12 protein-coding genes are annotated in these 13,148 nt (G+C 74.0%); 7 read left to right on the forward strand and 5 right to left on the reverse strand.

Features of this window, described 5'->3' with window-relative positions:
* Positions 1-49 precede the first annotated feature (49 nt).
* Genes IE108_RS31530 through mdlC form a run of 3 tightly spaced genes read right to left on the reverse strand, consistent with a single transcriptional unit; the run spans position 50 to position 4,388 of the window.
* Positions 50-1,294: an MFS transporter gene (locus tag IE108_RS31530; protein WP_064726161.1), complete on the reverse strand. Its 1,245-nt coding sequence runs from the start codon at positions 1,292-1,294 to the stop codon at positions 50-52.
* 17 nt (positions 1,295-1,311) lie between these two features.
* The gene (locus tag IE108_RS31535; protein ID WP_064726160.1) at positions 1,312-2,766 is read right to left on the reverse strand and encodes an aldehyde dehydrogenase family protein; all 1,455 of its coding nucleotides are present in this window, start codon (positions 2,764-2,766) and stop codon (positions 1,312-1,314) included.
* Positions 2,767-2,807: 41 nt separating this feature from the next.
* Positions 2,808-4,388: a benzoylformate decarboxylase gene (mdlC, locus tag IE108_RS31540; protein WP_064726159.1), complete on the reverse strand. Its 1,581-nt coding sequence runs from the start codon at positions 4,386-4,388 to the stop codon at positions 2,808-2,810.
* A 94-nt stretch (positions 4,389-4,482) separates the two neighbouring features.
* On the opposite strand from mdlC, the gene IE108_RS31545 reads away from it, so the two are divergent.
* The 3 genes from IE108_RS31545 (at position 4,483) to pgm (ending at position 7,651) form a co-directional block, all read left to right on the forward strand.
* A complete protein-coding gene (locus IE108_RS31545) occupies positions 4,483-5,418 on the forward strand; it encodes a LysR family transcriptional regulator (protein ID WP_064726158.1) in 936 nt (311 codons plus the stop codon).
* A gap of 60 nt (positions 5,419-5,478) precedes the next feature.
* Positions 5,479-5,907 carry a hypothetical protein gene (locus IE108_RS31550; protein ID WP_181849096.1) on the forward strand — a complete coding sequence of 143 codons (429 nt, stop codon included), beginning with the start codon at positions 5,479-5,481 and terminating at the stop codon, positions 5,905-5,907.
* A gap of 103 nt (positions 5,908-6,010) precedes the next feature.
* Positions 6,011-7,651, forward strand: a complete 1,641-nt coding sequence (pgm, locus tag IE108_RS31555; RefSeq protein ID WP_064726156.1) for a phosphoglucomutase (alpha-D-glucose-1,6-bisphosphate-dependent) — start codon at positions 6,011-6,013, stop codon at positions 7,649-7,651.
* 28 nt (positions 7,652-7,679) lie between these two features.
* Here the strand turns inward: pgm and IE108_RS31560 are convergent, their stop codons facing one another.
* Positions 7,680-8,651 (reverse strand): LysR family transcriptional regulator, encoded by a 972-nt coding sequence (locus IE108_RS31560; protein ID WP_203237559.1) that lies wholly within the window; start codon positions 8,649-8,651, stop codon positions 7,680-7,682.
* A 121-nt stretch (positions 8,652-8,772) separates the two neighbouring features.
* Between IE108_RS31560 and IE108_RS31565 the strand changes: the two genes are divergently transcribed.
* The 4 genes from IE108_RS31565 (at position 8,773) to IE108_RS31580 (ending at position 12,007) form a co-directional block, all read left to right on the forward strand.
* The gene (locus tag IE108_RS31565) at positions 8,773-9,210 is read left to right on the forward strand and encodes an ATP-binding protein (RefSeq protein ID WP_064726154.1); all 438 of its coding nucleotides are present in this window, start codon (positions 8,773-8,775) and stop codon (positions 9,208-9,210) included.
* 267 nt (positions 9,211-9,477) lie between these two features.
* A complete protein-coding gene (locus IE108_RS31570) occupies positions 9,478-9,918 on the forward strand; it encodes a hypothetical protein (protein ID WP_064726153.1) in 441 nt (146 codons plus the stop codon).
* 113 nt (positions 9,919-10,031) lie between these two features.
* Positions 10,032-10,709 carry a class F sortase gene (locus tag IE108_RS31575; protein WP_064726152.1) on the forward strand — a complete coding sequence of 226 codons (678 nt, stop codon included), beginning with the start codon at positions 10,032-10,034 and terminating at the stop codon, positions 10,707-10,709.
* Between the two features lie 134 nt (positions 10,710-10,843).
* Positions 10,844-12,007 carry a SchA/CurD-like domain-containing protein gene (locus tag IE108_RS31580; RefSeq protein ID WP_064726151.1) on the forward strand — a complete coding sequence of 388 codons (1,164 nt, stop codon included), beginning with the start codon at positions 10,844-10,846 and terminating at the stop codon, positions 12,005-12,007.
* A gap of 82 nt (positions 12,008-12,089) precedes the next feature.
* Here IE108_RS31580 and IE108_RS31585 read toward each other — a convergent pair whose 3' ends face one another.
* Positions 12,090-13,118, reverse strand: a complete 1,029-nt coding sequence (locus IE108_RS31585; protein ID WP_064726150.1) for a methyltransferase — start codon at positions 13,116-13,118, stop codon at positions 12,090-12,092.
* Between the last annotated feature and the right edge of the window lie 30 nt (positions 13,119-13,148).

Raw genomic sequence — 13,148 nt, forward strand, 5'->3', positions numbered from 1 at the left:
AGCAGCGGGTCGACGGACCCCCTGCTCCCGTTCCGCGTGCCTGGCACCGTCACCCGGCGGGCGCGGCGGCCTCCGCCGACGCGTTCCCGCCGACGCGGGGCAGCGTCGTGACGGCGAGGAGCCCGAGCGCCGCCACCGCGGCGAAGAAGTAGAAGCCCCACGGGTGACCGACCCCCGAGGCGACCAGCGCTCCGGTGATGGACGGGCCGACGATCGAACCGATGCGGCCGATCCCCGACGCCGAGCCGAGCGCGGTGCCGCGCACCGACGCCGGGTAGAAGCTCGTCACGTAGGCGTAGACCAGCACCATGGCCGAGAAGACGAACACGCCGGTGAGGAAGACGACGGTGTTGAGCATCAGGTCGCTCTCCATCCGGATGCTCAGGCACGCCAGCATGGCCACCGAGACCGCGAACCAGGCCATGGTGGTGCCCTTGATCCCACGCCGGTCGGCGACGAACCCGCCGAGGACCAGGCCGACGACGCCGCCGACGTTGAGCACCAGGAGCTGGGTGACGGCGGTCGGCACGGGATAGCCGGCGTCGTTCATCAGCTTCGGCAGCCAGGTGTTGAGGCCGTAGACCAGCAGCAGGCCCATGAACGAGGCGACCCAGATGCCGAGGCCCGCCCGCAGGTACGCCGGCCTCAGCAGCTCGGTGAACGGCACCCGCCGGGCCCCGTCCCGCCGGGCCCGCACGAAGACCTCCGACTCCGGCAGCTTGAACCACTGCACGACGGCGACCGCGAGGCCGACGACGCCCAGCAGGTAGAAGAGGATCTCCCAGTCGTCGCCCACCCGGAGGGCGAGCAGCGAGGTGATCACCGCACCGGTGTGGTACCCGGTCATCGTCAGCGTGCTGGCCCGCGCCCGGCGTTCGGCCGGCATGTGCTCGGCCATCATCGTCAGCGAGACCGGCATGCAGGCACCCAGGCCCAGCCCGGCGAGCAGCCGGAGCGCGGCGAACGCGGCGACGGAGTCCGCCAGCGGCACCACGACGGTGAGCAGCGAGAAGAGCCCGACCGAGCCGATGAGCAGCCTGCGGCGCCCCAGCCGGTCGGCGAGCGGACCGACGCAGACCGCGCCGATGGCGACCCCGACCAGCGAGAGCGTCGCGATCGTGGTCGCGTCCCCCGCGGTCATGCCGACGTGACGGGTGTCGAGCAGGGTCGGGATGATGGCGCCGAGGACGACGAGGTCGTAGCCCTCCAGCAGCACGGTGATCCAGCAGAGGACCACCGTCCAGGAGCCGTTGCCGGCCCGCGCGGACGCGCCGGACGTGGTGGCGGAAGCCATGGTCACCCTCCCCGGGGTCAGAACGGGTAGCCGGCGATGTCCGGGCGGACCGTGACCCACTGGGTCTCGGTGAACGCCTCGACGTTGGCCGCGGCACCGCCGAAACGGGAGCCGGTGCCCGAGGACTTGACCCCGCCGAAGGGGGCGCCCGGTTCGTCGCTCACGGTCTGCTCGTTGATGTGGACCTTGCCGGACTCGATCCGGTCGGCCAGCCGCATCGCCGTACCGACGTCGCCGAGGATGCCGACCGACAGCCCGAACTCGCAGTCGTCGACGATCCGCGCGGCCTCCTCGAGGGTGGAGAAGGAGACGACCGGCGCGACGGGACCGAATATCTCCTCGCGCCAGGCGGGCATGTCCGGTGTCACCCCGGTGAGGACGGTGGCCCGGTATCCGGCACCCGCCGGCTCACCGCCCGCCGCGATCTTCGCGCCGGCCGCGACACTGCCGGTGACGATGCCGTGCACCCGCTCCACCTGCCCGCGGTCGATCAGCGGGCCGAGCGCGACGTCCTCGCGGGCCGGATCGCCGACCGGCAGGGCGTCGGCCTTCGCGGCGAGCGCGGCGGTGTACTCCGCCACCAGCGACTCGTGCACGATGTGCCGGCCGGTCGTCATGCAGATCTGCCCCTGGTGCAGGTAGGAACCGAACGCCCCCGCGGACGCCGCCCTCGCCGCGTCCGCGCCGGGCAGCACGACCAGCGCGTTGTTCCCGCCCAGCTCCAGGTGGGCCCGCTTCAGCAGCCGCCCGGCCCGCTCGCCGATCGCCCGCCCGACCGGCGTCGACCCGGTGAAGGAGACGACCCGCACCTCGGGCGCCTCGACGACGGCCTGCCCGACCGAGCCGTCGCCCGGCAGCAGGTGCAGCACACCGGCCGGCAGCCCCGCCTCCTCGAAGACCCGGGCGACGGCCACCCCGCCGCCGACCGCGGTGCGCGGATCCGGCTTGAGCAGCACGGCGTTGCCCAGGGCGAGCGCCGGTGCCACCGAGCGCAGGGCCAGCACCAGCGGGAAGTTGAACGGCGCGATCACACTCACCACCCCGGCCGGGCGGCGGCGGGCGAGCGACCAGCGGGCCTCGTCCGAGGCGAGCACCTCGCCCTGCGGATGGCTCGGCAGGCCCGCGCACTCGAAGCACTCGCCGATCGCGAGTCCCACCTCGAAGGCCGCCTTCGACCGCACCGATCCGGCCTCCCGCACCAGCCAGTCCTCGATCTCGGCGGCGTGCTCGGTGAGGAGTTCACCCGCCCGCCGCAGTACGGCGGCCCGCTCCCGCGGCGCGGTCGCCGCCCAGCCGCGCTGCGCCTCGGCGGCCCGGGCGGCGGCGCGCGCCACGTCCCCGGCCGTGGCGAGGCCGACCGAGCCCAGCCGGTCACCGGTGGCCGGCTCGGTCACCGGATGCTCCCCGGCCGAGTCCCGCCAGCCGTCGCTGTAGAACTTCCGGCCCCAGACGTCGCTGTCCAGGAGTGTCATCGTCGTCCCTCTCTTCGTGGGGTGTCGGGATGTCGTTGCGGTCAGGAGGGCGTGGTGAGCGCCGTGTCCACCTGGAGCAGCCGGGGCCCGTCCGTGTGCTCGGCGAGCGCGGCGCGCAGTTCCCCGGCGTCCTCGACGTGCCGGGCGGGGACGCCGTAGCCCTCGGCGACCCGGGTGAAGTCCAGCCCGGGGATGTCCAGTCCGGGGGCGTCCGGCACCCCGAGCAACCCGCCGAACCACCGCAGCGCCCCGTACGTGCCGTTGCGCAGCAGCACGACGGTCAGCGGGACCCGGTGCCGCGCCGCCGTCCACAGGGCGGTGATGCCGTAGTTGGCCGAGCCGTCGCCGACCACCGCCGCGACCGGGCGGTCCGGGCGGCCCATCGCGACCCCCACCGCGCCCGGCAGGCCGAAGCCGAGCCCGCCGGCCGCCGGGAAGTAGTAGGAGCCCGGCCGCCGCAGGTCCATCTGCCGCCACCAGGCCGCGTTGGTCGACGTCGACTCGACGACGTACGCCGTGTCCCGGGGCAGTGCGTCGCGCAGCGCGGCGAAGACCTGCTCGGGGTGGAGGCCGGGGCCCTCGGCGGTGAGCGGTTCCGGCACCGGCCGGTAGGGGCCGGCCGGCCTCGCGGACGCGGGCGCCGACCGCAGGAGCAGGGCGATCACGGCGGCGGGGTCGGCGACCAGCGCCTCGCCCACCGGAGCCCGCGCGGCGGCCGACGCGTCCGAGGTCACCTGGACCAGCCGGGTGCCCTCGGGCAGGTACCGGCCGGGGAGGTGCTCGTGGTAGCGGAAGACCGGGGCGCCCAGCACGAGTACGAGGTCGTGCCCCTCGAACGCCGCGCAGGCCGGGGCGATCCCGGCCGGCAGCACACCGCGGAACCGCGGGTGCCGGTTGGGGAAGGGCAGCCGGAACAGCGAGGGCGCCGCCCACACCGGGGCTTCCAGCCGCTCGGCCAGCCGCACCGCGTCGTCGAACAGCCCCTCGGCGTCGATGTCGCCGCCCAGCACGAGGACGGGGCGCCGGGCGGCGAAGACCCGCTCCACGAGCCGCCGGCCCTGCGCCTCGTCCGGCACGCCCGCCCGCTCGACCCGGCGGTCCAGCACGGCGGCCGCGTTCTCACCGGCCTCGGCCGACCAGTCGTCGTACGGCACGGAGAGATACGCCGGCCGCCGCTGGAGCCGCGCCTCGAAGACGGCCTGGGCGAGTGCGCGCGGCACGTCCTCGGCGCACGCCGGTTCCGCCGCCCAGCCGACCAGCGGCTTCATCAGCGCGGGCGCGTCGACGCTGGCCAGGTTGGCCTCCGGGCCGACGGCGGGCCTGACCTGCTGGCCGGCCAGCAGCACGAGCGGGGTGCGCGCGGACACCGCGTTGGTCAGCGCGCCCAGCGCGTTGCCGGAACCCGAGGCCGCGTGCAGGTTGACCAGGACCGGCCGGCCGCTCGCCTGCGCGAACCCGTCGGCCATGGCCACGACCGCGCCCTCGTGCAGACCGAGGACATAGCGGAAGCCCGCGGGCAGTCCGGCGAGGAACGGCAGCTCGTTGGAGCCCGGATTGCCGAAGACGGTGGTGAGCCCCTGGCGTTCCAGGAAAGCGTGGGCGACACGGCGCACGGAGGGCACGGGCGGTCCTTTCGACGTGACGTCCGACACGCTAGGCACCCCGCGACATGGGCACCAATAGATGTTTCGGTGCCCCGATATAGAGTCCGTCGATATGGGCACCTTCGACCTCAACCTCGCCCGGGTCTTCGTGCTGCTCTACGAGACCGGCAGCGTCACCGCCACGGCCGAGACCCTGCACGTCACGCAGCCCACCGTCAGCTACAGCCTGGGCAAGCTCCGACGGCACTTCGACGACGAGCTGTTCCGCCGCAACGGGCGCGGACTGACCCCCACGGCCGGCGCCCGGCGCCTGTACGAACCGCTGCAGCGCGCCCTGGGGGAGATCGACGGGACCGTGCGGCAGGGCCACGTCTTCGACCCCGCGACGATGTCCGGGCGCTTCACGATCGCACTGTCCGACCTCGGCGAGGCGACGCTGCTGCCGAGGCTCCTCGCCGCCGCCCGCGAGCGCGCCCCCGGGGTGTCGTTCACCGTCCGCCCCTTCGACGTGGAGGACGCCGAGAGCCAGCTGCGCCGCGGCGACCTCGACGCGTTCGTGGCCACCCCGGTCATCACCTCGCACCTGACCGTGCGGGTGCCGCTCTTCCGGGAGCGCTACGTCCTGATGGTCGCCGCGGACCATCCGCGCATCCGGGGCGACGCGGCCTCACTGGCGGACCTCGCGGCCGAGCACCACGCGACGGTCTTCGGGCCGAGCGGTCACGTCGCGCCGCGCGCCGTACTGGCCGCCCACGGACTGCTGGAGCGCGTCGCCGTGGACGCCACCCGTTTCTCGATGCTGCCCTACCTGCTGGAGAAGACCGATCTCGTCGCCATCGTCCCCGAGTTCGTGGGCGAGGTCTTCACCGCCTCGCACCGGGTGCGCCTGGTCCGCCTGCCGTTCGAGACCGAGCCGATCGAGATCGCGCTGTACGCGCGGCACGAGTCCTCGCGCACCCCCGCGCAGCGCTGGCTCGTCCGGTTCATGGCGCAGGTGCTGGGCGAACAGGTGAGCCCCGCCCAACTGCCCCCGACCGCCGCCCGCTGACCCCCGGCACCTTGTGAACTACGTGTGTTTGCGGTCGCGGTGAGGGGCAATGCGGTGTCCATGAGCGATCCGAACAAGGACACGAACAAGAAGCCGACCACTACGCGGACCGCCGAGGCCAAGGCCGAGAGCGCCGCCAAGAAGGCGACCGCCCCCGCCTCCCGGGCGACACGGGCCGCCGCGGACAAGGCGGGTGACGCGACGTCGGCCGCCAAGGCCGGCGCCCAGCGTTCCGCCCAGGCCGCGAACGGCGCCGTGCAGACGGCGGCCAAGGGTGTCGAGGCGGGCCGTCAGGCCGTCATCACCACCTCGGGCCACGTCGTCGCCGGGGCGAAGACCGCCTGGACGGTCATCGCCCACCGCAAGCTCGTCGCCGCGGGCGTCGGTGCCGGCATCACCGCCCTCAGCGCGGCGTCGTACGCGGTGGGCCGGCGGTCGGGCCACCGCGCGCAGGGGCCCCTCACCCGCATGACCGGGGGCCGGATCTGACGCCGTTACCGGCCGGCCCCGGCCGGAAGGCGCAGCGCCGCTCCCCGGACAGGGGAAGATGGGACCGCGAGCGAAGTCCCGACCGACGCGGAGGAGTGGGCGCATGCAGCACGACCGAGCCGGGAAGCCGGCCGGCCCCGAGGACCTGATCGACACAGCCCGGCTGGTGACGGCGTACTACGCCCTGCACCCGGACCCGTCGGAGCCCGCCCAGCGCGTGGCCTTCGGCACGTCCGGGCACCGGGGGTCGTCCCTCGCGACGGCGTTCAACGAGGACCACATCGCCGCCACCAGCCAGGCCATCTGCGAGTACCGCTCCGCACAGGGCACCGACGGCCCGCTCTTCCTGGGCGCCGACACCCACGCCCTGTCCGAGCCCGCCAGGGTCACCGCGCTGGAGGTGTTCGCCGCCAACGACGTCACCGTCCTCATCGACACCGGCGACGGCTACACGCCCACCCCCGCGGTGTCGCACGCCATCCTCACCCACAACCGGGGCCGCGACTCGGGCCTCGCGGACGGCGTGGTCGTCACCCCCTCGCACAACCCGCCCGCCGACGGCGGCTTCAAGTACAACCCCCCGAACGGCGGACCGGCCGGTTCGGACGCCACCTCCTGGATCCAGGACCGGGCCAACGAGATCATCGCGGCCGGCCTGAAGGACGTCCGGCGCATCCCCTACGCGCGTGCGCTCGCCGCCCCGGGAACGGGGCGCTACGACTTCCTCGACCGCTACGTCTCGGACCTGCCGTCCGTCCTCGACCTGGACGCGATCCGCTCGGCCGGCGTACGCATCGGCGCCGACCCGCTGGGCGGCGCCTCCGTCGCGTACTGGGGACGCATCGCCGAACACCACCGCCTCGACCTGACCGTGGTCAATCCGCTGACCGACCCGACCTGGCGGTTCATGACGCTGGACTGGGACGGCAAGATCCGGATGGACTGCTCGTCGCCCCACGCGATGGCCTCCCTCATCGAGCGGCGCGACCGCTTCGCCATCTCCACCGGCAACGACGCCGACGCCGACCGGCACGGCATCGTCACGCCCGACGGCGGCCTGATGAACCCCAACCACTACCTCGCGACCGCCATCGCCTACCTCTACGCCCACCGCACCGACTGGCCCGCCGGCGCGGGAGTGGGCAAGACGCTGGTCTCCTCCGGCATGATCGACCGGGTCGCCGGCGACCTCGGCCGGCGGCTCGTCGAGGTCCCGGTGGGCTTCAAGTGGTTCGTCGACGGGCTCCTCGACGGCTCGCTCGGCTTCGGCGGCGAGGAGTCCGCGGGGGCGTCCTTCCTGCGCCGGGACGGCTCCGTGTGGACCACCGACAAGGACGGCATCATCCTGGCCCTGCTCGCCTCCGAGATCACCGCCGTCACCGGCCGCAGCCCCTCCGAGCACTACGCCGCGCTCACCGGCCGCTTCGGCGAGCCCGCCTACGCCCGCATCGACGCCCCCGCCACCCGCGAGGAGAAGGCCCGGCTGGCCAGGCTGTCCCCGGCCGAGGTCACCGCCGACACCCTCGCCGGGGAGCCGGTGACCGCCGTCCTCACCGAGGCACCGGGCAACGGCGCGCCGATCGGAGGCATCAAGGTCACCACCGAGAACGCGTGGTTCGCGGCCCGCCCCTCCGGCACCGAGGACGTCTACAAGATCTACGGGGAGTCCTTCCTCGGCGCCGACCACCTCCGGCAGGTGCAGGACGAGGCCAAACTCGTCGTGCTCGGCGCTCTGGGCGGCTGAGACCACCGCGCCCGTCGGGCCGGCCGGGCTACGGCCGGCCCGGGGCGCCCTCGCGGCCCGGCGCCCCGCGGCGCAGCGCCCAGTCCGGCGCCCAGACCTCCGCCCCGCCCCGCTCCGGTGGCCGCGCGGCGAGGTGGGCGTCCAGCGCCGCCAGCCCCGGATGGGCGTTGTCCGCGTGCCGCAGCAGGGAGTGCGGATAGACCGGCACCGGATCGAGCACCGGGACGCGCCGCAGGTCGTGGCCGGACGGCCAGACCAGGGGCGTGTGCTCACTGAGGAAGGTCGACACCGTCGAGGACTCGGCGATGGTGTCCAGCAGCGCCTCGACACCGAAGTTCGGGCCGATCGCGTCCACCGTGAAGCCGAACGCGGCGGCGAAGGCGTCGTAGTAGGCCGACCACTCCGCGCCGGGCACGTTGCCGGGCATCCAGACCCGCTGCCCGGCCAGCTGCTCCGGCCGCACCGCACGCGCCCGCGCGAACGGGTGGGCGGGCCCCGTGCACAGCTGGAGCGGCTCGTCGAACACCGGCGTCGCCCCGATGCCGTCGGGCAGCCGCAGGTTCGGCATGGTGACACAGCGGAACGACGCGTCGATGGCGCCGGAGCCGAGGGCCGCGAGGGCCGCGTGCACGTCGGGCAGGGCGACCACGTCCAGGTCGACGTCGGGACGGGCGCGGTGGAAGTCGCGCAGCAGACCGGCCGTCGCCGCCCGCCTGCCGATCACGTCCACCCGCAGCGGCCGCCGCCCCGGCCGCACCGAGGCCACGGCCCGCTCCTCGGCCTCCAGCAGCGCACGGGCGTGCGGCAGGAACGCCTGACCGTCGATGGTGAGCCGGCCGCCGCGCGCGGTCCGGGTGAACAAGGTCACGGCGAGTTCCCTCTCCAGCGCGGCGACCCGCTTGGACACGGCCTGCTGGGTCACGCCCAGCAGGGCGGCGGCGACCTGGAACTGCCCCGCCTCCGCGACGGCGACGAAGGTGCGTACGGCGCTGAGATCCACGACCGCCATCGTACGAGCCGGGGCACCGCCCACCTGTGGTCGTAGCGGTGGGTGATGTTTCGCGGATTCGTGGGTAGACGGGCTGGCGTAGCGGTCAAGGCTCAGAAAGAGGGCGGATCGGATGGACGGGGCTGCCCGGCACGAGGACAGGCTGAACGAGGCGGTCAAGGTATCGGCGGAGTACGAGGGCATTCCGGGTGACATCGCCCGGGGACGCGAGCTGGCCAGGAAGTTTCTCGCCGGAGTGCGCGAGCAGGGCCGTACCGTGTCCGACCGCGCGTCCGACCTGCTGCAGCTGGTGGTCAGCGAGCTGCTGACGAACGCCTGCAAGTACGCGCCCGGCCCCTCGCTGGTCGACCTGGAGCTGACCGACGGTTTCGTGGAGGTCACCGTGTGGGACAGCGAGCCGGTGCTGCCCGTGGCCGAGGCCACGGACCCTGCGCGCGTCGGGCGGCACGGGCTGGAGATCGTCATGGCCGTGTGCCACAGCTTCGAGGTGCACCGCGAGCCGGTCGGCAAGCGCATGAGGGCCGCGGTGATGCTCGCCGACGCGGGCTGACGACACCCCCGCCCGCCCCTCCTGAGTCCTCGGGGGAGTAGTCCTCGCGGGTGACGTCGCGTCAACGCCACCCCCGCCACCGGCAACTCGCCTTCTTCCAGGCGCTCTTGGGACGCCCGGAGGGCCGCCGGGCACACCTGCGCGTTCACCCGCCTGAGCGCTCCCAGTGGTGCGGGACCCACGCCTGGCTGACGGTGATTCACGTCGGGGCCGGGTCACCCAGCTGACGAAGCACCAGCTGCCCGGCCGTGACGGAAGGAATCTCAGATGCGTTCTGCTCGCATGCTCCTGACGACCGCCGCGGCCTCCGCCGTGATCGTCCTCGGCGCTCCGGCCGCCTTCGCCTCCGGCGGCGGCTGGGACCACGACGACTCTTCCTACAGCAAGGAGCACGACAACGGAAGCAAGCACGACGAGCCGCGCGGCGGAATGCACACTGGCGGCGGCGCGCTGACCGCCGTGAGCGAGGGCGACTGGGACGGCGGCGGCCGCGAGTCCAAGCAGGGCGGCGGCGAGACGTACCAGCAGGACGAGGGCGAGAAGAGCTGGGGCGGCGGCGAGCACGAGAAGCCGCGCGGCGGCATGCACACCGGTGGCGGCGGCCTCGACACGCCGACCACCACCGCGGGCGGGCTCGCCGTCCTGGCGGTCGCCGGCACCGGCCTGTACGCCGTCCGACGCAAGAAGTCGGCCAACGGGCTGGCCTGAGCCGTGCCGGGCGCGATAGCAGCCGGGCCGCCACCAGGAACTCCGTGGCGGCCCGGCTCGCTGTCCCCCTCCGTGTCCCGCTCCGCCGCCGTGCCCTACCGAGGTGGTCCTCGATGACAGTCCCCCCGCCCGCCCCCGCCGACGACGACCAGACGCCGGCCGCCCCGGGGTCCCGCAACGGCCTGATGGTGCTGTGCGCCGTCGCCCTGCTGGTCCTCGCCGTCAGCCTGGTCGGCGGCAACGACACGTCGGCCGACTCCTCGCGCCCCCCGCTGCCCGCCCAGCCCGGCACCTCGGCGCCGCCCGCCACCGGGTCCGCCGCCCCGGCGGGACCGGTCCTGCCGCGCTCGAAGCCGGTGCGGCTGCTGATCCCGGAGATCTCCGTCGACGCGCCCTTCACCGACCTCGCCATCGGCGCCAACGGACAGCTCCAGCCGCCGCCGGCCGCCGACACCAACCTCGTCGGCTGGTACGCCAAGGGCGTCAGCCCCGGCGAGCGGGGCACCTCGATCATCGCCGGGCACGTGGACACCAAGACCGCCGCCGCCGTCTTCGCCCGCCTGGGCGAGCTGGACGAGGGGGACGTCTTCCACGTGCGGCGCGCCGACGGACGCCGGGCGACCTTCACCGTCGACGGGGTGGAGACCTTCGCCAAGGACGAGTTCCCCAGCAAGCGCGTCTACGGGGACACCAGCCGGCCCGAAGTACGGCTCATCACCTGCGCGGGCGACTACGACCGCAAGGCCAAGGACTACACGGACAACCTGGTCGTCTTCGCCCACCTCACCTGAGCCCGCGCGGTCGTCACCCGCGCAGTGCACACGGGTCGCGCGCCGCCGGGGCCCGGCAGAGGATCGAGGAACGCCGGCGCCGCAGCACCGCGGGCGACGTTCCGTTCCGCCTCCGCGAAGGAGATGTGCGCAGGATGACCACCACGACCACCACCCCTGCCTCCGACCCGTCGGCACGTCAGGTGTCGCACCAGGTCTCCCAGTCCGTGTTCGACGGCTCCCGCCTCCGGGTGGTCCTGCTGGTGGAGGTCTACGACGGAGCCCAGCAGCAGTTCCTGGAGACGTACGAGAACCTGCGCAGCCACGTCGAGTCCGTCCCCGGGCACCTCAGCGAGCAGCTGTGCCAGTCCATCGAGAACCCCTCCCAGTGGCTCATCACCAGCGAGTGGGAGAGCGCCCCGCCGTTCCTGAACTGGGTGAGCAGCGAAGAGCACGTGCGGATGGTCCGGCCGCTGCACGAGTGCGTGCGGCACACCCGCTCGCTCCGCTTCCACGTGGTCCGCGAGACCGGCGGCCGGCGGGACGGTGCCGAACCCGGCCGCGGCGGGCTGCAGCCCGCGCCCCGGATCGGCGACGGAGTCATCCGGCACGCGCTCACCTTCACGGTGAAGCCCGGCAGCGAGGAGGCGGTCGCCCGGATCCTCGCCGACTACGCGTCGCCCGAACCGCGCGTCGACGACACCACGCGCCTGTGCCGCACCTCCCTGTTCCTGCACGGCAACCGGGTGGTGCGGGCCATCGAGGTGCGCGGCGACCTGCTGGCCGCCCTGCGGCACGTGGCCGAACAGCCCGAGGTGCGGGCCGCCGAGGAGGCCCTCAACCCGTACCTGGAGCAGGACCGCGACCTCGGCGACCCGGAGTCCGCGCGGGTGTTCTACACGCGGGCGGCGCTGCCGGCCGTGCACCACGTCACCGCGGGGGAGCGGGACCCGGCGGCGCAGCGCCACGCCCTGTCCTACCCCGCACGGTCCGGGCAGGGGATGCGGCTGGCACAGCTCCTCGCCGAGCGCGACGAGGCCGCGGCGGACGACCCGGACAGCCCCGTCCTGAGCAGCACCATCTTCCAGCGGGACGAGATCGTGGTGCGTCTGATCGACGTGCGGGGCGACCTCCGGGCCGGCGACCCCGCGGTCACCCTCGGGCTTCCGGACCCCGCGCGGGTCACCGAGCTGACCACCCTCCTGGACGGCCCGGCCGGCGCCGACGCGGGGCCGGCCCGTCCCGGCGACGAGCTTCTCCGCGCGCTCGAAGGCGCCCGGATGACCCCCGTCACCGACCGGCGCGCCCCGGACGCCTGACGCAGGGACGCCGCGGACACGCGACGGCCGCCGGACCGCGATGTGCGGTCCGGCGGCCGTCGCGTGTCCCTCGGGTGTCAGGTCACTCGGGGACGGTGCAGTCGAAGGCGTGCAGGTAGGGGTTGACCGGGCGGATGTCGTCGATGACGAGCCCCGCCTCCGTCAGCCGGCCCACCATGCTGTCGGTGGTGTGCTTCGCCCCGCCGACGTTCAGGAGCAGCAGCAGGTCCATGGCGGTGCTGAACCGCATCGACGGAGTGTCGTCAACGAGGTTCTCGATGACCACGACCCTCGCTCCGGCCCCGCCCGCTCGCATGACGTTGCGCAGGGCGCGGGCGGTGCTGTCGTCGTCCCATTCCAGGATGTTCTTGATGACGTACACGTCGGCCCGTACCGGGATGTCCTCGCGGCAGTCCCCGGGCACGATCCGCACCCGGTCCGCGAGCGCGCCGCCCTCGCGCAGCCGGGGGTCGGCGTTCTCCACCACCCGCGGCAGGTCGAGCAGGGTGCCCCGCATGGCCGGGTACTTCTCCAGGAGGCTCGCCACCACGTGCCCCTGGCCGCCGCCGATGTCGGCGACCGAGGAACTGCCCGACAGGTCGAGGAGGGCCGCGACGTCCTGGGCCGACTGGCGGCTGGAGGTCGTCATGGCACGGTTGAAGACCTCGGCCGATTGGGGCGCGTCCTCGTTGAGGTAGGTGAAGAACTCCTTGCCGTACAGGCCCTCGACGACGTTGCGGCCGCTGCGCACGGCCTCGTCGAGCAGGGGCCAGGCGTCCCAGGTCCACGGCTCCGTGCACCACAGGGTGATGTAGCGCAGGCTGTGCGGGTCGTCCTCGCGCAGCAGGCGGGACATGTCGGTGTGCGCGAACGTGCCGTCCTTGTGCTCGGCGAAGACGCCGTAGCAGGTCAGCGCGCGCAGCAGCCGGCGCAGCGGCTTGGGCTCGGCCTTCACCGCGGTGGCGAGGTCGTCCACGGTCATGGGGGCCTCGCCGAGGGCGTCGGCGACGCCGAGCCGGGCGGCCGTGCGGAGGGCGGCGGCACACGCCGCCCCGAACACGAGCTCGCGCAGCCGCATGGGCGGGGGCGGGGCGGTCTGTGCGGTCGTCATGCGCCGCCTTCCTTCCTTCTCGGGTCCACG

The sequence above is a fragment of the Streptomyces parvulus genome (assembly GCF_014648855.1).
Lineage (GTDB): Bacteria > Actinomycetota > Actinomycetes > Streptomycetales > Streptomycetaceae > Streptomyces > Streptomyces parvulus.